The organism is Metamycoplasma orale ATCC 23714, assembly GCF_000420105.1.
In the GTDB taxonomy this organism is placed as follows: domain Bacteria; phylum Bacillota_I; class Bacilli_A; order Mycoplasmatales; family Metamycoplasmataceae; genus Metamycoplasma; species Metamycoplasma orale.
The window spans coordinates 1-20,013 of sequence record NZ_ATUH01000003.1; the positions used below are offsets into that span (position 1 = coordinate 1).

A 20,013-nucleotide genomic window follows, 5' to 3' on the forward strand; every position below is an offset into this window, starting at 1 on the left:
GAGAAACAAACAATTCAAAGCATTTCAAGAAAAGGAAATTGTTTAGACAATAGTCCCACTGAATGTTTATTTAGTGTTATAAAAAGAGAATTTTGATTTGAAGAAGAAAATAGATTTAAAAGTTTTAAAGAATTTAAAACTGCTTTAGAAAAATATATTTCATATTATTATAATAATGGCAGAATTGTTAATAAATTAAAAGGACTTAGTCCTGTTCAATACAGGAATAAGTCCAAACACAATTAAAAAGTCCAATATTTGGGGTTCATACCACTTAAGGATTTACTTTTTTATTTTAATAATTTTCGGATTCAACTTAATCTATTAGTTACGCCATTGCTAAGCAATTTATCAACTTCTTCATTAGTTGAATTTCCCTTAAAAATTAAGCTATTTTCTTTTACTCAACAAATTGCCATAGTTAAACTATCAATTTCATTAGTTGAACGATTAGAAAATTCATCAACATATTTTTCATAAGCTTCCAATAAATCTTGTGATTTTTTAGGATCTATATCTTTAATACCGCTTTTAATTTCTATAACTAATTGATGTTTTTTACCATCTTTTTCAATAGCAATTAAAACATCAGGATATGAATTTGCTACAGAAGTATTATTTTCTGAATAATATTGATATGAAATTCCGTCATGAACAGGATTTTTAGTTCATATTTTAATATTTTCTGTTAAATCATCATTGTCGGCAATGAAATTAATTATTCTATTAAGAAATTCATTTTCTGCTTCACTATCTGTATAATATTTGTTATTTTCAGAAGTTTCTATGATATTTTTATATGCATAATGTTCTTCTGAAATATTTATTTGTTGCTTGCCTTTATTTATACTGAATATTTCAGGCAATGTATTAGTAAATTCTAATAAATATTCTTTTTCAGTTGTTTTTCTTTTTTTAATTTCCAATTCTTCTTTATATTTGTTAACTATTGCATCAAAATAATTATTTTTTAATACATACCAAAATAAGTGAATTGATTTCCCAAAGTTTTGCTTATAAAATCAAGAATTTATATTTGAAATTATATCTTCGCTAAAAATTTTAGAATTTTGTATTTGAAATTTCTTATTAAATTTTTGTAATTCTAAAATGTTATAAATTTTTTGATAAATACAATCTCTTTCACGATTATTCTCATCTTTATATTTAATTACCAATCCCTTTAAATAACCATTTTTGCTATAGTAATCTAATTCTTCATCAAGGTAAAACTGAACTTTATTTTTATCTAATAGTGCAATAATATTTTCTTTGCATTCATTACTATTTAAAATTTCTTTATGAATTTCTAAATTAATTTTTCCTGAGCCAAATTTTATATGATCTTTTATATATTGATCTTTTAATCTATATGTAACAATTTCATCAGAATCTTCGACTTTATTATTTGTATAAATGAAATATTGATTAGCAATTGAGCTTTCCAAAAAAGGATAATCAGGATTAGGATTTCTTTTAATTCTACCAATTGTTTGTTTATTTAGAACGTTAGATGATACGTTTCTTAATTGTATTAACATACAAGCTCTAGGAATATTCCACCCTGTTGCTGGCCCAACTTTAAATATTATTGCATCTATGTCAGAAGAATTTCTTGATATATCTTGTAATGATTTTATTGTTCTTTGGTCTGAATCTATTTTTTCTGAACTAAAATATTTTGCATATGTTAAATTATTTTGTTTTAATGTTTTAGTTATTAAATCAATATTTTTTTCAAATTCTTTTTCATTTTCCTTATATTTATCTGAAACTTGAATTAACATTGCTGGATTTATATTCACTAAGCCTGGTTCTTTTTTATGATCAATATATTCTTTCTTAATTTCTTTAAATTTATTTATCGCAATTTGAAGCAATTTAATATTATCTATACTGCTTGATTCTTCTAATTCAAGCCCCAAATTTTTTTAAGTTCATTTTTCAACAAACGAATATTATCGCTTTCTAAATCCTTTTCGGTAATAATGACTTGTTTATATTTTCCTTTAGGAGTTGCAGTCATTTTTATAATAAAAGAAGCTGCTTCTTGAATTTTTTTCTCAAATCTTATATTTTCATCTTTTGATTTAGTAATAGCATCATCATAATCTAAATATTTAGACGCATCTTTTTCTTCTTTTTCAGATCCTACATGAGCTTCATCGCGAATATAAACTAATTTATAATTTTCTTTTTCTATTTGATTCAAAAATGCATCAAATGCACCAGTATCTGTGTATATTCTTTTTTTACCAAATGATTGAGTTCCAAAAATTATTATTTCATTATTATTAGCAATAATACGATAATCGCCATCTTTTAACTTATCTGAAGAGCTAGAAGGTGAATCATATCTTTTAACTTTTAAATTCTTGTTTTCTAAATAGGCTAAATATTCATTAATATTGCTTTCCATTTGAATTGGTAATTTAGCAGATGATAATGTAGCAATGACAAAAACAATTTTTTGGTCTTGATTAAAATCATGATGATATATTGATGCTTTGTCAATAAAATTACTAATCATAAATGTTTTACCTGAACCGGTAGGAGCTTTAAATTCAATAATTTTATTTTCATTATTAATATATGATTTATTAAAATGTTCTAGCAATTCATTAACAGCTATATTTTGAATTTTACTTAGATTCATTTGTAATTTCTTTCTTATCTAAAGCATTAAGCTCAGTTAAAATATTTATTTTTTCTTGGCTATTAATATCAATTGATTTCAAATTGAAAGAATTTAGTAAATCATTAAGTTTTTTTAATAATTTTAATGAAATATCATCGGTTTCATCTTTTTCAGGATTGTTTATTGATGCATCAAAATATTCAATGCTATAGACATTTAAATTTTGTTTATATGGCTCATTTTTTTCTAAACATTTAAAATCAGTTTCGCCTTTAGTGCCTTTACCATTATTAATACGATAAAGTCTTTCATATGTAACATTAGAACCAATATTATTTTCATCATTTGTTACAAGCGTATAAGTTCTAGAGCCACCATCTTCACGATTTAGTTCTAAAGTGGCATGCCCAGTTGTTCCTGAGCCTGCAAAGAAATCTAAAATACGTGCATTTTTATTTGGATTAAGATTAATCAGATATTTTATTAAATTTGTTGGTTTAGGATGATCAAAAATTTTATTTATAAATAAGTCTTTTTGTTCACTTGTTCCCTGTGTACCATGATGATTGATAATTAAATTAGAAAATTTATGTCTTCTTTTTATTTGATTATCATTGTTATCAACAAATTGATATTGTTTTGTATATATTTTATTATTTTTAAAAACAATAAAATCATTTTTTAACCCTCATTCAAATTTTTCTTTTGATCATCTTCACTGCCAATCTTTAATAGCATGCTTTCCATTGTGTCTATTTTTATATTGTTCTAATGATCCACCTGCATAATATTTTTTGTTTTCATATTCAATAATATAATCAAGGCCTTCAGATCATGTCAAAGAAGCCCTATCTAATTGATTAAGTTTATACATTCCTCTAGTTTTATAATATTGATCTTTTAAATTGTAATCACTGTTTTGTAAATCATCTTCATAAACGTTAGTTATTAATTTTGTTATATTTTTACTATACATTAAAACATATTCAGTTAATATTTTTATATAAGTAGAATCTTCCGCTGAACCTTCATTTTTCTTTTGTCATATAAAATTGCATACAAAATTCTCTTCGCCAATATTTCGTCCATTAAGACCTTAAGATATGCTTGTTCATTGTCATCAATTGAAACAAAAATAACACCATCTTCTTTTAATAGCTGGCGAGCCATTACTAGTCTTTCTTTCATCATATTTAGTCAACCATTTCGACTAAATTTATCTCTATATATAAATTTTGAAGCAGAAATGTTTTCATTGTTATTTGCCGATACATTTCCATCGGTTTTTGCAGATTCTGTATTATAAGGAGGGTCAATATAAATTACATCAAAATTGCTATGCCCCCCCCAGTCATTGCTCTAATTTTTTCAATTTGAATTAAGTTTTTCAAAGCATCATAATTTTCTCCAATTATCAATGAATTTTCAAAATCAGATGCATTTAAAACATTATTAATAAAAGAACGTTTTTTATCTTGCGCTAATAAAGCAATATTTGTTTTGCTTGTTGAAGGCGCTTCATCAAATGTAAAACCGGTTTTCACTCTTTGATTTAACATTTGATAAGCGTTTTGAATATATTTAGGGTCAATTTTAGTTAATATTTCTATGATTAATTCTTTTTGATCTTGATTTAATTCAATATCAGGAGTATTTTTCACTTTTTTAATATATTCATCTATTAATTGTTGTTTTGAATTTTCTATATTCATTTTATTTCTCCTTATAATAAAAAAATTCTTATTTAAATTTTACATTAAATAAGAATATATTTGCATTTAATTTTTATAGTAAAAGTTTAGATTTTTATTCTTGTTCTTTTAGTTTATCAATAACTAATTTTTCAATTTTATCTTTAAGTTCTAAATTTGTATTTAATAGAATTTGAAGGTTTGCATTTCCTTGAGCAATATTTTGTCCTTCAAAGCTATATCATGCACCTTTTTTTTCTAAAATTTGAAATTCTTCTGCAAAGTTAATAATTTCAGAAATTTTAGAAATACCTTTTGAAAATATAATTTCTATATTACAAGTTTTATAAGGCGCAGCTAATTTATTTTTAACCACTTTACATTTTATAAGGTTACCAAATATTTCGCTACCATTGGCTAAAGATTGAGCTTTTCTTACTTCTAGTCTTACTGAAGAATAAAATTTCAATGCCCTTCCGCCAGTTGTAGTTTCTGGATTACCAAATAGAACACCAATTTTTTCTCTAATTTGATTTATAAAAATAATTGCTGTTTTATTTTTGGAAAGTGAACCAGTTATTTTACGAAGTGCTTTAGACATAAGTCTAGCTTGAGCACCAACAACTTGATCGCGCATTTCTCCGTTTAATTCAGCTTCAGGTACTAAGGCAGCAACTGAATCAACAACAATTAAATCAATAGCACCAGTTTTTGATAAACAATCAACTATTTCCAGCGCTTGTTCGCCAGAATCTGGTTGAGATAAAATTAATTTATCTACATCTACACCTAAATTTTTTGCATATATAGGATCTATAGAATGTTCAGCATCGATAAATGCAGCTATGCCTCCATTTTTTTGAACTTCAGCAATTGCATGTAATGCAATAGTAGTTTTTCCACTACTTTCAGGTCCAAATATTTCTACAATTCTACCTTTTGGTCATCCATTAATTCCTAATGCCTTATTTATTGCTAAAGAACCGGAATCAATAACATCAGGAATAATGTCACTTTTTTGTCCAAGAATCATAATAGATTCTTTTCCAAATTTTTTTTCAATTTCTTTTAATGCTTCATTTAAAGCATCATTGTTTGAAAGGTCCTTTGTATTTTTATTTATGTTTTGTTTCATTTTTTCTCCTCACATATAAATTTACACAAAAATTTAGCACAAAGTTTAAAAATGGACTAATTTGAGAAAGGTTTAGGAATAAACATATGATTTTTCCACATTTTTATATTTTATATAAAATATAAAAAGATATTGATTAAATTTTAAATAGATAGCAGAAATAAAAAGCAACATTTAAGTTGCTTCTACTACAAAATTGTAGTTTTCTTTAAAGTACAATATTTTAATGTTGCAAAGGTAAGCTTAGATCTTGTATTGCTTCAGCACCTAAGTTAATTAAATCGATATTTGCATTTTCTTTATCGTTTGGACTAGGAACTACGCAATATATGTCTTTGCCAAAATTTAGAAATTCATCAATAATTCCATATAATTTTTTATCTTGAGTAGCTAACAATACCATTGAATTAGAAAGCCCAACTAATAATCTATTTCTTAAATATATCGATGCTTTAGTTGTATGACATGCATTAGGCAATTCTGAAATAATTAAATAGTTAGTATATTCGGCTGGAATTAATTTTTCAAAATAATTTAAACCTATTCCACATGGACTTATTAAAATTAATTTTTTATTAAATTTAATAGCGGTTCTAATGATATCTTCATCTAACCCTTTTCATCCGCCATTTACAATGGCACAATTATCAGGCACACTATGAATCAAACTTAAAACTTTATCTATATTTTCACTTTTATAGTTACCAGTAATGTGAATTTTTCTTTCACTGTTTAGTATATCTTTATTACCTTTTCAATATAAAATAAATGGCGGCTTTGAAATTATAGATAATGACATTGGATAGTCATCACTTAATATAGATATATATCCTTCATCTTTGTTTCAAGGTTCATTAGCTATTTTATTTATAATTTCTTTATCGACTTGTTCGAGATTTTTTATTGCATTGTAAACATCGTCTCAATTTCCTTTGTACTTTTGGTTAAAATATAATAAATAATTTTCTATCATTTTTTTCTCTCCTCATTTATAAATTTATATAAAAAATAGCTTTTTTTATAAAAACATACTAATTTGAGAAAGAATTAGGAAAAATCATATTGTTTTTTCTAAATTAAATAAAAAACTCATGTAACAATTTACATGAGTTCTAAATTAAAGTCATATTAATTAGTTGTTTTATAGTTTTTAATATCTTCAACATGAAATGATTTTAGCATTTGAATATCAGCTTCGATTTTATCTAAACGTTGTTCGATTTTATCGACTCTTTTTTCAAGAGCGTCTAAACGTTGTTCAACTTTATCTAATCTCACTTTAATTTCATCGATATCAGGTTGTATTAATTCTTTAACTGCAAAAGCTATTTGCATAATTATTTCTTTTGTAATAATGGGCTCTACTTTTGGCGGGGTTAATGGTTTTACTTTCATATCTTCCTCCTGATATTTAATTACTAGAAACTTAGAATCTTTGTAATTGCTAAATTGACATATTGCACAATTTAAATTGCTATATTTATTCATAAGTTTTTTAATTTCAAATGAACTAACTTTTGTATATGATAGCATATTGCCTAGTGGTCCGTTGAAATTATCATTATTATTTTCCATATTTTCTCTTCTTATATTTTATATGAAATTTTGTGCATTTAATTAAAATCTTAGTTTAAACAAACATTAATTTTTAATTAAAATTTTATGAATAGTATTAACTATTCACCTTTATTTTTGCATAATTTTTATTAACATATTAAAAAATGGACTAATTTGAGAAAGAATTAGGAAAATCATATTGTTTTTCTTAATTTTAAAAAAATAAAAAATGTTGGAAGCCCAACATTTAAAAAGTTATTTTCTAATATTCAATTCTTTAATAGTTTTTTCATAAAGATCATAGTTTTCATTTTTTAAGTGATTTAATAAATCTTTACGGTGATTAACTTTAGCCATGAATCCACGCATTGAATGAATATCATTTTTATTAGCATTGAAGTGAACTTTTAATCCTTCAATTTCTTCAGTAAGAATTGCTATTTGAACAGGTAAAAACCCTGTATCTTTAGCGTTTCTTCCAAATTTTTTAACTAATTGTAGTTTTCTTTCTTTAGAAACCATATTTTTCCTTTCATAACCTAGCCTTAATCTTAATTAAAACCAAGATATAATTTTTTAATTAACTAATTATATATTAAATTAATCATTTTCTAATAATATTTCGAAATATTTTTTAGCTATTTCTAAATCATTATTATTAATTAATGATTCTGCTTTATTTGATGTATATCTTATTGCGTCTAAAAATTCTATAAATATCTCTTGATATTTATTTGGTACATAATCAATATCAAAAAGATACAGCTTATTGTCTTGTATATAAGAAGATTCATCAGTAAAGGTGACATTTATTAAGCAAAGACCATGGTATTCAACATTTTTTATAACTGCATTAACTATATATATACCGTTTTTTAATTTATTTAATTTAGGTGGTATTTCAAAAATAAATTCATTTACATTAACTATAAAAGCATAATTGTCGATTAATAATTCATTTATTAAATGAATGTTTCCCTCTTCTATAAGTTGATTAATTAAAGTTGAAGATATCTTTTGTTTATTAACTTTTTTTTCATTAGCAACAAATACTTCAAAATTTTTCTTTAATAATTTAATATCGCCTTTTTTATTAAAACCAAATTTATAATCAGGGCCACATACCACTGCTTTTACATTATTATTTTTTAAAATATTTATAAATAGATTAGCATCATAGTTTTTAATTTCATCATTATATTCTGAAATAAAAACATAATCAAAATTTAAGGCATCTAATGTATATAATCTAGTTTTTAATTGAAAAGCTTTATTATCAATAATTTTAGAGTCCTTAATTTTATTTTTAAATAATAAAATTGCACTTTTATAATTACTATTAGTTTTCGTATAATCAAAAGCTAATTTAAAAAGTTCATTGTGACCTTTATGCAAAGTCTCAAATGAACCTAAACATAATATTAAATTATCATTAATATGTAAATTAGTTTTTAAATTTCAATCAAATATTTTCATATTATTAATTTTATAATAAATTAACGATAAAAACCTTTTTCTCTTAATTTAAAATAAGGACCATCTTCTGTAACGGGTAAACAAATTTCGTTTGCAGCACCTTTAGTTACATCTTCACCATTACCCATTGCAATACCTAATCCAACAGCTTCTAACATTTCCACATCATTTTCACTATCGCCAAAAGCAACCATTTCATCTAAAGAACATCCTAAAATGTTTGCTAAATTTTGAAGACCAACTGCTTTTGTAATACCTCTAGCTGAAATAAATACACCACCTGTTCAATAAGCAAGTACTCAAATATCCATTTTTTCTTTTTCAAAGAAAGCATTAAGATCTTCAGAAAGTTTTTTAGAGTTTTTGCTACTTACTGTAATTAAATAATTCTTATCATTTTGCTTTTCAAATTCATTAACAGAGATAAATGACTTTTTAAATGGCTTATAAAATCAATGATCAATATTAAATGTTTCATTATAATATCCTCACTTTTGTCCAACAAATGAAAAAGCTAAATTGTGTTCATTAGCATACTTGTGGAATTTTTTGTAGTCATCATAATTTATCGTTCTTTCAAAAACATATTCATTAGTTTTTAAATCTAAAATAAAAGTTCCATTGGCACCAATAAAATAGTCCACATATGGATTATGAATTTGTTTTCCTACTGTGAAAATATCTCTTCCAGAGCAAAGAACATTAATATATCCATTATATTTTAATTTTTCAAACATTTCAACCATTCTTGGTGATAAATCTTCAACACCAAATGGTAGCAAAGTACCATCAATATCAAATACTATTACTTTATATTTAGTCATTTTTACTCCTTAATATTTCATTTATGCGGCCATAAAAAACTTTGGTAAACTTAACATTTCCAAAATTAATTAGACCATATGCAATTATTTGGTTATCAAACAAAAATAAATAATTTTCATTTTTGTTTTTTAATTTATCAAAATAAATTTGCTTTTTTTGTTCAATATCGTTTAGATATTTAACATTTAAGTTTAATAATGATACATTAAAAATCAAGGAATAGTCATTAATTTTTTCATTTTTTTTACCAGCTAAAGAGATATTCCCTATTTTAGTTCTAATTAGCGACGTAACAATAGCATCGGTTTTTAAACTAAGTCCAATATCATGAATTAATGATCTTATATATGTTCCTTTAGAAACTAAACATTTAATTTTAAATGTTTGCTTTTCATAATTAAAATCTAAAAGTTCTAAATTAAATATTTCAATAGCTATTTTATTTAATTTGACTTCTTTATTTTCTCTAGCTAATTTATATGCTCTTATTCCGTTAATTTTTTTAGCTGAAAATTTGGGAGGGAGTTGTTCTTTTATATTCTTAATTATATTAAGAGTTTCTAATAATTCTTCTTTAGTAACTTTTTTTGAATTTTTTAATTTAATTATTTCTTCGCCTTCATCATAACTTTCAGAGAAATAATGAAGTTTAGCTTTTACTATATATTCTTTATTAGCTGAAAAAATATATTCAAGCATTTTAGTATCATCATTAGAAGCAACAACCAATAAACCTTCTGCTAAAGGATCTAAAGTTCCGCAGTGTCCTATTTTTTTAATATTGTTTTCCTTAGCAAACTTTTTAATTGCATTAAATGATGAAATACCTTTTTCTTTATATAACTTATAAAACATTATTTCTCCTTATGCTTATTTTAAAAAACTAATTTTTAAAATAAAATAACTTTTATATTATAGTAATTAAATTTTTCATAAATTAAAAAAAATAAAAAAGCAACATTGTTGCTTTGTCTTAAACATATGGTGTTCGAGAAGGGACTTGAACCCTTACGCGATAAAGCATTAGTGCCTAAAACTAACGTGTCTGCCAATTTCACCACTCGAACATGGTGCCGTTTATAGGACTTGAACCTACGACCTACTGATTACAAGTCAGTTGCTCTGCCAACTGAGCTAAAACGGCCTGTTTATAAAAACAATATTATTATATAGAGAATTTTATTTTTTTTAAAATTTTTTTAATGAAATAAAAAAGATCATTACGATCTTTTTGGCGATTTAACAAATGGTGGAGAATGAGGGGCTCGAACCCACGACCCTTGCCTTGTAAGGGCAATGCTCTCCCAGCTGAGCTAATTCTCCATGGTGACCCTAGCGGGACTCGAACCCACGCATGTATGGATGAAAACCATATGTGTTAACCACTTCACCATAGGGCCAAATATGGCGCCGACTATTGGGTTCGAACCAACGACCAACTGGTTAACAGCCAGCTGCTCTACCGCTGAGCTAAGTCGGCAACATAATTTGCTATATTATTATAACTAAAAAAAGATATTTTTTCAAATTTTCTAAATTTTTTTAGGGTGTTATTACAAATGGTGCTGATTAGAGGGATTGAACCCCTGACCCATTGATTACGAATCAATTGCTCTGCCAACTGAGCTAAATCAGCAAAAATTTTACATAACAAAATTATTTTATACAAAAAACCCACTTTTAATCAAAATTAACAAAAAAATATTTTCAAAAAAATTTATCTTTTTTTACACATCCTGAAAATATATGGTAGAATAAGAGTGATAGTGGGAGGAAATGGGAATGTTTGGGAAATTTAACAGAAGCATCGATGAAGCAAACAGATTAGTTGTTCCAGCCAAAATTTTAAAAGAATTGGGACAAACTTTCTTTGTTACAATTGGCCTTGACAAATCACTTGTATTAAGAACACAAGACGAATTTGAAAAGTTAAAAGAACGTTTGGAATCAAATAATCAGCTCGATAAAGAAGTTAGAAACCTAACAAGAATAATTTTTGCAAATACTGAAGAATTAACTTCAGACAAAGTTGGAAGAATTATTATCCCTAAATATTTACTCGATAAAGCCGCTATCACAAAAGAAGTTGTTTTCATAGGTTCTGGAAATAAATGTGAACTTTTTGCAAAAGAAGTTTATGAAGAAAATGAAAGAAAATATGAAAATGAGGAAAGTCTTGATATTCTAGCAGAAAAACTACTTGAAAAAGGAGTTAAGCTATAAAACATATACCAGTACTTTTAGATGAGGTTATTGAAAATTTACATATAAAAGAAAATGGTATATATATAGATTTAACGCTAGGACGCGCAGGGCATAGTAAGGAAATACTAAAAAGATTAAAAAATGGGACATTAATTTGTTTTGATAAAGATATTGAAGCAATTAATGAAAGCAAAGACTCTTTAAAATCTTCAAATTCTAAAGTAATTCTAATTAAATCTGACTTTAGATTTATATTAGATGAACTTAAAAAACTAAATATTACTAAAGTTGATGGTATTTTAGCTGATCTTGGAACTTCTAGTCCTCAATTGGATAACACCGATAGAGGATTTAGTTATAAAGAAAATGCTAAGTTAGACATGAGAATGGATCTATCATCACCATTAAAAGCGTCAGATATACTTAATAATTACTCTGAAGAACAAATAGATAAAATTTTATACAAAAACGCTGATGTAAAGTTTTCTAGAAAAATTGCGAAAGCCATTGTAGAAAATAGACCATTTGATTATTCAAATAAATTAGTTGAATTATTAAGAGATATTTTGCCAGCTAAAGTTGTAAGAGAAAAAAATCCTGCAAAACAAGTTTTTCAAGCACTTCGTATAGAAGTTAATGATGAACTTAATTCTATTAAGGAAATGTTGGATTCTTTACCACAATTAATGAATAAAGATGGAAAAATTCTCATAATCACATTCCATTCAAAAGAAGATTATTTAGTTAAAAAATTTTATCAAGATCTTAATTATGTTGATCCCATAAAAGCTAAACTTCCAACTTTTGATGAAAATAAAAGTTGAAGTCAAAAAATCATTTTCCCTAGCAAAACGGAAATTGAAACTAATAAAAGAGCCAAAAGTGCAAAATTAAGGGTTATTACAAAATTGTAAAATGAAAAGAACTATTATTACTACTTTAAAATTTTTTGATAGTTGCCTTGAAATCGAAGCTGTTGAATACACTTCAAAAGGTATTTTTCCAATTTTCTTAAATAGTATTGATAGTAAAAACACCTCTGATCTTGAACAAAAAGGTTTTATTAGAGATTCAAAAATAGCCATTGAAAAACTAATTAAAGGAAAAATTACTGAATTAATAGTGATAGTTTCTAATAAAAAAGAAATCGAATTAAAAACTTCACTTTATAATTTCGAATTCTCATTAAAACAATTTAAAAATACATTTTGTGGCAAAGATGTCGATACACTTTTAAATAAAGACTTTAAAAAGAATTCAAAATATATTATTGATTCAGTATTGGTTAATCAAAAAACAGTAAATGATAAATTATATGTTGTTAAATCAATTACTACAATTAGTAATGATTTCTATAACAAAATAGTAGAATTTACTTCTCAAAACAAATTAAATATCGCAAAAATAATGACTTTTGATTTTACTAGATCACAAAATTTCAATACTAACAAATCATTATTTATTGACATATACAAAAATGTTATAAGTTTAAATTACTTCTCAAAGAACATATTAACTAAAAGTGAAATATTAGAAGTTGGACTCAATGATGTGTCTAAACATTTAATTGAAAATAATTTCGTACAAAACACCTCAGATGCATATATGATTGTAAAAAAATTATTGTCAAACAATTTTAATAACATATTAATTGATGGAAAGATAATTTCAAGTGAAACACTTAAATTATTAATGAATAGCTTCTATGACGATATTTTTAGTTCAATTAAAAAATACATAGCAAATAATAAAATGGCAAATGGTAAAAACCAATTGACAATTAATTTATTTGTTAAACCAAATGATGCTCTTTACGAATGTAATTCATATAAAGAACTTATAAAAGATGAAAATTCAATAATTATGAATGTTGTTCCAGCAACAAATAATTTTGATGTAATAAGTTCAGAAATGAATGGAATTATCAGAATAATAACTAATATGGAATTATCATCACAAATATCAATGAATGAAGAAAAGTTACTAACTACTGAAACTTTTGTGGTTGATACTACAATGTTAAGAAATAGTAAATCATTTAAAAGAAAAGTATTATACATTTAAATATTTAATTAATATATAATTAATTATTAACGAGTTTTATAATTAATTTTATTAAGGAGAACTAATATGAGCGATTATACCACAGAAGAATTATATAATCCAGTTGCTAACATTAAAGTTATTGGTGTTGGTGGCGGTGGAAATAATAGTATTAAAACTTTAGTTGGAACTAAATTAGATGGACTTGAATTTATAATAGCTAATACCGATAAACAAGTTTTAGAACAATTTGATAAACCATTAAGATTACAATTAGGCGATAAAAAAGGTTTAGGCGCAGGTGCAAAGCCTGAAATAGGTAGAGCAGCTGCACTAGCAAGTGCTGATGACATTAAATCAAGATTAAAAGGTGCGGATTTAGTTATAATAACAGCAGGAATGGGCGGGGGAACCGGAACTGGTGCTTCTCCTATAATTGCTAAAATAGCAAAAGAATGTGGCGCTTTAGTAGTTGCCATAGTAACTACACCATTTGAATTTGAAGGACCAAAACGTACTAAAATTGCGAACGATGGAATGCAAGAATTAATAAATAATGTTGATTCATATATTATTATTTCTAATAATAAACTCCTTATGCAATATGGTAATGTTTCTTATAAAGATGCATTTGTTTGTGCAAATAATGTACTTAAACAAACAATTAGAACTTTAATTGATGTTATTGCTGTTCCAGGGATTATTAATTTAGACTTTGCTGATTTAGAAACTATTATTAAAAATAGTGGTGAAGCAGTTGTTGGAATCGGTTCAGCTTCAGGACAAGACAGGGCAATTAAAGCAATTACTGCTGCAATATCTTCTCCTATTTTAGAATCTTCAATAGTAGGCGCAACAGATGCAATTGTTTATTTTATCGCAAGTAAACAAGTTACATTGAATGAAATTCAAAGTGCTTTAAAAGCTATGCGTGAATTAGTTGGGCAAGATATTAATATTATCTTCGGCCTAACAAACACAACAAGCGAAGAAAGCGAAAAATTAGGCGAATTATTTGTGTCTGTTATCGCAACTGGTTTAAAAGAAAATGCCCCTAAAAATCCTGCCGATATTCAAAAAGAAATTTCTAAAGGATTATCTAAGACTAAAGGCATAGAATTTGAGAATGCTAAGACCAAGGAAGCCTTAATTGGCAACCCTTACATTCCAAGTGACTTTGCACAATCAGGTGCAAACAATGTTAACGATGATTTAGCAGATATTTTTAACAAAATGTAGATGATGTAAGAAATTGACATTTAATTAAAAATCTACTTTATCATGAAGGGAAAACTATCAAGTTTTCCCTTTTGTTTTAATTAGCAGTAATTAAAAATGAACCTACTATTTTATAGGTTCATTTTTTTAAGTTTATAAAATATTATTTTTTATCTAATGTTCTAAATCTTAATGATAAGCAGCTAAGTCCACCATCAAGTTTTCTAAATTCACTAGTATCACAAGTAATAACTCTATAAATACCCAAATCTTGAATAGCTTTTAAAGTTTTTGGATATCCTTCAGGTACTATAACAGTTTCGTTAACTCAAATACAGTTTGCTGCATAAGCTTCATCAGCAGGAACTACAATTTTATTAAATGAATCAAATGTTGGATAGTTAACAAATTCACCTGTAATTAATAAGTTATTGTGTTCAAGATAGTTAACTCCTGATTTAAGGTGTAACATTTCTGTCATTGGCACAGGAATTAATTTCTTACCAATTTTTGCTAATATATTGTGGAATTGTCTAATTCCATCACGGTTAGTTCTTTCAGACATACCAATGTAGTATGTATCTCCAACCATCATAACATCCCCACCATCAACTGTTCCGGGAGCTTCAATTTTTGCAATGTGTCCTTCATCAAAATATTTCTTTAATGCTGGAAGCATTTCAACTTTTTCTCCATTACGTGTTTTTGCCCCTGGGTTAGTTAAAATAGCTAGTTCACCAGGAATAATAACAGCAGCATCTTCTACGAAGCATGAGTCTGGGTATTTTTCGTTTAAAGGTAATACCGTTATATCAACACCACAAGTCTTTAATTTTTCAATATAATCTTTGTGTTGTTTTTTAGCAAGTTCATAATCTGGATGTAAGCCAGCTGATGAAATACCATTTACCATAGCAGCACATGGTGTTTTAACAATAATGCTATTAAATTTATTTTTTAAAGGTTTTTCGCATGATTTGCAGCAATCTTTGCAATCATTACATTTTTTACAATTACACATATTTTTCTCCTTAAATATAGAATGTTTTTATTAATATATAGCATATTTTTAACAATTTGCTATATTAATAATTATACCACTTACATAATATAAAGGTAAATTAGAAATATTAGATTTATATAAAAAAAATGCATAACCATAAATTTAAATTTAAAAGTTAAAATTTTATTTTACTGTGTATAATAATTAAAATATACTTATTTATCTTATTTTTTGTTTTAAAAGGTGATTAAAATGATTAAAAATAATATCAAAATAGATAACAACGAGAGAGAGAGAGAGAGAGAGAGCAATCTCAATTAGAATCTAATCTTTCAAATAAAACAAAAAATAAATTAACACATAATAATAAAAACAAAATTGTAGTTTGAGCATTATTTGATGATGCTGCATCATCATATAAAAATGGTATTAAACAATATTTTAATAAAAATAGTGACAACTTAAAAATTGAAGTTCACTCAATAGGAATTAATGATATTAAATTTGCTGAATCACAATATTATTTTTATCATCAAATTGATTTATCTATAACTAATTTTTTGCTAATAAAACAATTGTCTGCTTTACCAAAACCAGACATTATTTTAGCTTCGCCTCCTTGTGAATCTTGATCAGGAGCAGATTGCAATGGGAAAATAACTCGTTCAATTTCAAGTGAAGGTATATGGGAAGTAAAAAATAAACAATATTATGATGAAAGAAATAAAACTTGCCATCCTGTAAAACGTAGGTTTTTTGAACAAAAAGAGCGGGGCAGATTAGTAGGAGAATGTACAATTGGTGGAACTATAACAATTATCGATTATTTTAAACCTAAAGTTTGAGTAATTGAAAACCCAGCAACATCTAAAATATGAGAATTTCAAAAAAATCATTGGAACTTTAATAATGCTTATATTAATAAAACATATTATTCTGCATATGATGAAAACTTTAGTTTAAAACCAACAATATTTAAATCTAATATTAAGTTAGATTTAAAAAAAGAACATAAGAAAAGTAATAATGAGCACATGGCTTTAGGTAGTTATTTAGTGCGAAGTTTAATACCTAAAGAACTTGTTAAAGATATAATCGAACAAAGCTTAGAAAAAATTAATATTTAAGGGTTTAATATGGCACAAAATAAAAGCAATAAGATTGAATATTGAAAAATAGGAACTAACTTTTTGAATTATTATAATGTAATTTTATATTGATTAAAAAATCAATTTTTTTTAGATATGATAGAAAATAAATCAAATTATAAAATTCTTATTGAAGATGAAATAAGCTTAAATAATAATGAAAAAGAAGTAAAAAAAATAAAAGCCTATTTTATGGGAAATGAAAATATTAAATTATACGAAAAAAATTTTCAAAATATAAGCTGTAATGGAGAAATAAAAAATGTATATAGTGAAAGTACTTTAAATCAATTTATAAATTTTTTAGAATTCTTTGATGTTTATGAAAAATTTAACAATTCATGCTTAAATATAAATGAAAATTTTATCAATAATGTTATAACCGAAGTTTTAAAAGATAATTCAAATGCTAAAAAAATTTTATCTGACTATATTAGTAGAATTTTAATTTCTAAAATAGAAAAAAAGATAAATTCAATTGAACATTTTGATTCGGATATACAAGAAGATGATTATGAATTAACAAAAAGAGATGATCTAATTATTAATTCAATCACTATAGATATAGCTAAAAATAAATTTAAAACCGGTTCTTCTTACTATGATACTAATTTTAACTACTCTGGTATAGTCAAAAAAAGCGTTGCAATTCAAAATTATAATAATGAAAATATTAAAAAGTCAAATTATTTTTTTTCATTAATAGAAGAAATTGAAAATAATATAGCCGATCAAGATTTTAATAATTTAATGAATATAGTCAAAGAATATATAAAGGTTTTGTCATTAAATAATAATTGATATTTAGAATGTGTTCCTATTTTAGAATTTAAAACTAAAAATAATAGTCTTGAAATAGTTAAAATATTTGAAAATGAATTAAATATGTTGGAAAGATTAGATGAAGTACAAAATAACAACTCAAAAAATTTAGAAATTGGAAATTCATTTTTAACAAATATATATACTTTGCTTATAAAAAGAACAAATGCTAATAACAAATTGTTTTTACCATTATTTCAAAGAGATTATGTTTGGAATGAATCAATTGTAAGTAATTTTTTATCAAGTTTATTTGATGATATTCAAAATGATAAAAAAAGTTATTTAAATAATATTATTTTTGTTAATAAAAGTTGTTTAACTTCTAATGGTATTACAGAAACTTATTGTAATATAATAGATGGACAACAAAGAATCTTTACAACTTGACTAATTTTATTATGTCTTTATAAAATTTATGCACATAGAAATAATAAAAAAATGGAAGTACTGTCTAAGTATTTCGATGATAGTTTAACAATAAAATCAATCTTTATTAAAGATACAAGTAATAATCAAAATTCTAGTGAAAATATTGAATCATATACAAATTTTTATAATATTTTAGATTTTAGCGATGGTTATAATGATGAAAATAATAATATATGGCACTTACTTCTTTCAATTGTTAGAAATATTGTAAAGTTTGATAAAGAGCAACATGTTATTTCTCCAGATCGTGATTGAATAATAGAAATAACTAAACAAATTCTTTTTAACACATATGTAACTCAAACATACTTAAACAATTTTGTAGAAAATAAAGTTTTTAGAAATTTGAACCAAAATGTTAAGGTTTTAAATGCTTTGGATCTATTAAAAAATGAAATTTTTGATTTATGTCATTTAGATGAAAGTATAAAATTTGCTAATCTTGATAACAAAACAAGCAAAATTAAAGAAATTATTAATTTATATATGGAATATATTAAGCCATTTTATAATGACAAAAATTTAATAAAAAATAAAGATTTAGAAAACTTTGCTCTTGTATTATTTGAAAGAGAAAAAAATAATAATGAAAAAATAATACTTGATAAATCCGACTCTAATATATTTGTTTTTTCAAAATTACAATATTGCATTAAAAAATGATTTACCAAAACTAAAAGTATTGAAGAAACTTTAAATATTTTTAATGATAATATTAGTAAATATTTATTATTTAGTTTACCGATAACTGATTATAAAATAGATAAATTTAATTTTAAATTTAATGGTTTATTGTGCCAAATATATGGTGTGACCCTTGGTGGGAGTTTAACTATAACTTATCCTATTATTTGAAATTTATTAGATAAATATAATATTTGAAATATTGCAAGTAATAACTCAAATATTTCACGTAGTGATTTAAATAAAATAAATGAAGTGTCTAAATGGCTTTATGAATTAGAAAAATTCATAATTGTATGAAAAATATGTTACTTTAAAGGCGATTCATTAACTAATAAATTTTTCGAAATTAGTAAAGAAATAATAAATAGTGATAAAGGTAATAATAATTATTCTATTAATAATTTTAGAAATGATTTATTAAATATAAAAAGTTTAAATAATGCCCAACAAATAAATGAAGATTTTGGTAAAGAATTAAATAAAATACTGCTTTCGCAAGTAGAAAACAACAATTTTGATAGTTTAACTAATAAAATGAAAACATTGTTTTTAATTAGAATTAATTTTTATTTAAACAATAAATTTTCTTTAATCATTAATAGTGATGATTGAAAAGATTCTAAAACTTATAATGATAGAGAAATTTCATATGAACATGTTTTAGCTACCACACAAAAAAATAACTTAAAAGCATTGGACAGTGAATATAATTATTTAAAAAATACAAAATTTTTGGGAAATGGTGCTTTACTAAAAAAATCACAAAATAGTAAAACTAATAATAATGAAATATGAGTTAAAATTGAATATTATAATAATGCTATATTTTTATCAAATTCAATTTTCGATGGACAAAAAACTAAAAATGAAAAAAATAAAGAAATATATAAATTAAATCCTTTATACACCGAAAAAATAAAAGAGTTAATTAAGGAACGCAAAGATATAGAAAACAACAATACAGAAGAAAGTATATTAAAAGGCATTGAAAAATCAATATACGATAGATTTGTTGAAAATATTAAAAAACGTACTAATCAAATGATTGACATCCTTTGTGAAATGTATAAATATGATGTTAATTCAAAATCACAAGATGAAAAGAATACAAATAAATAATATTTAAAAATTGT

20 protein-coding genes and 6 tRNA genes are annotated in these 20,013 nt (G+C 24.6%); 7 read left to right on the forward strand and 19 right to left on the reverse strand.

Features of this window, described 5'->3' with window-relative positions; all coding sequences use genetic code 4:
* Positions 1 to 246: IS3 family transposase (locus F795_RS06275; protein WP_022935853.1), on the forward strand; the 246-nt coding region annotated here is incomplete at its 5' end.
* A gap of 44 nt (positions 247 to 290) precedes the next feature.
* On the opposite strand, the gene F795_RS06280 is transcribed toward F795_RS06275, so the two are convergent.
* The 18 genes from F795_RS06280 to F795_RS0100880 form a co-directional block, all read right to left on the reverse strand.
* The gene (locus F795_RS06280; RefSeq protein ID WP_084254385.1) at positions 291 to 1,925 is read right to left on the reverse strand and encodes a DEAD/DEAH box helicase; all 1,635 of its coding nucleotides are present in this window, start codon (positions 1,923 to 1,925) and stop codon (positions 291 to 293) included.
* Positions 1,910 to 2,656, reverse strand: coding sequence for a DEAD/DEAH box helicase family protein (locus tag F795_RS03720; RefSeq protein ID WP_084254386.1), 747 nt, complete (start codon positions 2,654 to 2,656; stop codon positions 1,910 to 1,912). Before F795_RS03720 ends, F795_RS06280 begins: the two co-directional genes overlap by 16 nt.
* A complete protein-coding gene (locus F795_RS06285; RefSeq protein ID WP_051129972.1) occupies positions 2,643 to 3,614 on the reverse strand; it encodes a DNA methyltransferase in 972 nt (323 codons plus the stop codon). Before F795_RS06285 ends, F795_RS03720 begins: the two co-directional genes overlap by 14 nt.
* 23 nt (positions 3,615 to 3,637) lie before the next feature.
* Complete coding sequence (locus F795_RS06290) at positions 3,638 to 3,961, reverse strand: DNA methyltransferase (RefSeq protein WP_338417263.1); 324 nt, start codon at positions 3,959 to 3,961, stop codon at positions 3,638 to 3,640.
* On the reverse strand, positions 3,961 to 4,350 hold the full coding sequence (locus F795_RS04530) for a hypothetical protein (RefSeq protein WP_051129973.1): 390 nt from the start codon (positions 4,348 to 4,350) through the stop codon (positions 3,961 to 3,963). The genes F795_RS06290 and F795_RS04530 overlap by 1 nt, the downstream gene beginning before the upstream one ends.
* Before the next feature lie 94 nt (positions 4,351 to 4,444).
* A complete protein-coding gene (gene recA / locus F795_RS0100820; RefSeq protein WP_022935854.1) occupies positions 4,445 to 5,464 on the reverse strand; it encodes a recombinase RecA in 1,020 nt (339 codons plus the stop codon).
* A gap of 223 nt (positions 5,465 to 5,687) precedes the next feature.
* The gene (locus F795_RS06295; RefSeq protein ID WP_022935855.1) at positions 5,688 to 6,437 is read right to left on the reverse strand and encodes a DNA-processing protein DprA; all 750 of its coding nucleotides are present in this window, start codon (positions 6,435 to 6,437) and stop codon (positions 5,688 to 5,690) included.
* A gap of 155 nt (positions 6,438 to 6,592) precedes the next feature.
* The gene (locus tag F795_RS03335; RefSeq protein WP_040538402.1) at positions 6,593 to 7,039 is read right to left on the reverse strand and encodes a hypothetical protein; all 447 of its coding nucleotides are present in this window, start codon (positions 7,037 to 7,039) and stop codon (positions 6,593 to 6,595) included.
* A 237-nt stretch (positions 7,040 to 7,276) separates the two neighbouring features.
* Positions 7,277 to 7,543 (reverse strand): 30S ribosomal protein S15, encoded by a 267-nt coding sequence (gene rpsO / locus F795_RS0100835; protein WP_022935856.1) that lies wholly within the window; start codon positions 7,541 to 7,543, stop codon positions 7,277 to 7,279.
* A gap of 78 nt (positions 7,544 to 7,621) precedes the next feature.
* Positions 7,622 to 8,497, reverse strand: a complete 876-nt coding sequence (locus F795_RS0100840) for an FAD synthase (RefSeq protein WP_022935857.1) — start codon at positions 8,495 to 8,497, stop codon at positions 7,622 to 7,624.
* 20 nt (positions 8,498 to 8,517) lie between these two features.
* Positions 8,518 to 9,321: a YcsE-related riboflavin metabolism phosphatase gene (locus F795_RS0100845; RefSeq protein ID WP_022935858.1), complete on the reverse strand. Its 804-nt coding sequence runs from the start codon at positions 9,319 to 9,321 to the stop codon at positions 8,518 to 8,520.
* On the reverse strand, positions 9,314 to 10,177 hold the full coding sequence (gene truB, locus F795_RS0100850) for a tRNA pseudouridine(55) synthase TruB (RefSeq protein ID WP_022935859.1): 864 nt from the start codon (positions 10,175 to 10,177) through the stop codon (positions 9,314 to 9,316). The genes F795_RS0100845 and truB overlap by 8 nt, the downstream gene beginning before the upstream one ends.
* Positions 10,178 to 10,304: 127 nt before the next feature.
* A tRNA-Leu gene (locus tag F795_RS0100855) sits at positions 10,305 to 10,389 on the reverse strand.
* A gap of 1 nt (position 10,390) precedes the next feature.
* Positions 10,391 to 10,466: transfer RNA gene (locus F795_RS0100860), tRNA-Thr, on the reverse strand.
* 103 nt (positions 10,467 to 10,569) lie between these two features.
* Positions 10,570 to 10,645: transfer RNA gene (locus F795_RS0100865), tRNA-Val, on the reverse strand.
* A 1-nt stretch (position 10,646) separates the two neighbouring features.
* Positions 10,647 to 10,722: transfer RNA gene (locus tag F795_RS0100870), tRNA-Glu, on the reverse strand.
* A 5-nt stretch (positions 10,723 to 10,727) separates the two neighbouring features.
* A tRNA-Asn gene (locus F795_RS0100875) sits at positions 10,728 to 10,802 on the reverse strand.
* 80 nt (positions 10,803 to 10,882) lie between these two features.
* Positions 10,883 to 10,958 (reverse strand) — tRNA-Thr (locus F795_RS0100880).
* A gap of 146 nt (positions 10,959 to 11,104) precedes the next feature.
* Here F795_RS0100880 and mraZ point away from each other — a divergent pair.
* The 4 genes from mraZ (at position 11,105) to ftsZ (ending at position 14,809) form a co-directional block, all read left to right on the forward strand.
* On the forward strand, positions 11,105 to 11,545 hold the full coding sequence (mraZ, locus tag F795_RS0100885) for a division/cell wall cluster transcriptional repressor MraZ (RefSeq protein WP_022935860.1): 441 nt from the start codon (positions 11,105 to 11,107) through the stop codon (positions 11,543 to 11,545).
* Positions 11,542 to 12,441: a 16S rRNA (cytosine(1402)-N(4))-methyltransferase RsmH gene (gene rsmH / locus F795_RS0100895; RefSeq protein ID WP_027120242.1), complete on the forward strand. Its 900-nt coding sequence runs from the start codon at positions 11,542 to 11,544 to the stop codon at positions 12,439 to 12,441. The genes mraZ and rsmH overlap by 4 nt, the downstream gene beginning before the upstream one ends.
* 1 nt (position 12,442) lies before the next feature.
* Positions 12,443 to 13,591, forward strand: a complete 1,149-nt coding sequence (locus tag F795_RS0100900) for a hypothetical protein (protein ID WP_022935863.1) — start codon at positions 12,443 to 12,445, stop codon at positions 13,589 to 13,591.
* Positions 13,592 to 13,657: 66 nt separating this feature from the next.
* A complete protein-coding gene (gene ftsZ / locus F795_RS0100905) occupies positions 13,658 to 14,809 on the forward strand; it encodes a cell division protein FtsZ (RefSeq protein ID WP_022935864.1) in 1,152 nt (383 codons plus the stop codon).
* A 142-nt stretch (positions 14,810 to 14,951) separates the two neighbouring features.
* On the opposite strand, the gene F795_RS06300 is transcribed toward ftsZ, so the two are convergent.
* Positions 14,952 to 15,809, reverse strand: coding sequence for a dimethylarginine dimethylaminohydrolase family protein (locus F795_RS06300; protein ID WP_022935865.1), 858 nt, complete (start codon positions 15,807 to 15,809; stop codon positions 14,952 to 14,954).
* Between the two features lie 557 nt (positions 15,810 to 16,366).
* Here F795_RS06300 and F795_RS06305 point away from each other — a divergent pair.
* On the forward strand, positions 16,367 to 16,918 hold the full coding sequence (locus F795_RS06305; RefSeq protein WP_277868640.1) for a cytosine methyltransferase: 552 nt from the start codon (positions 16,367 to 16,369) through the stop codon (positions 16,916 to 16,918).
* A 9-nt stretch (positions 16,919 to 16,927) separates the two neighbouring features.
* Positions 16,928 to 19,999, forward strand: a complete 3,072-nt coding sequence (locus tag F795_RS0100920; protein ID WP_022935867.1) for a DUF262 domain-containing protein — start codon at positions 16,928 to 16,930, stop codon at positions 19,997 to 19,999.
* The last annotated feature ends 14 nt before the right edge of the window (positions 20,000 to 20,013 follow it).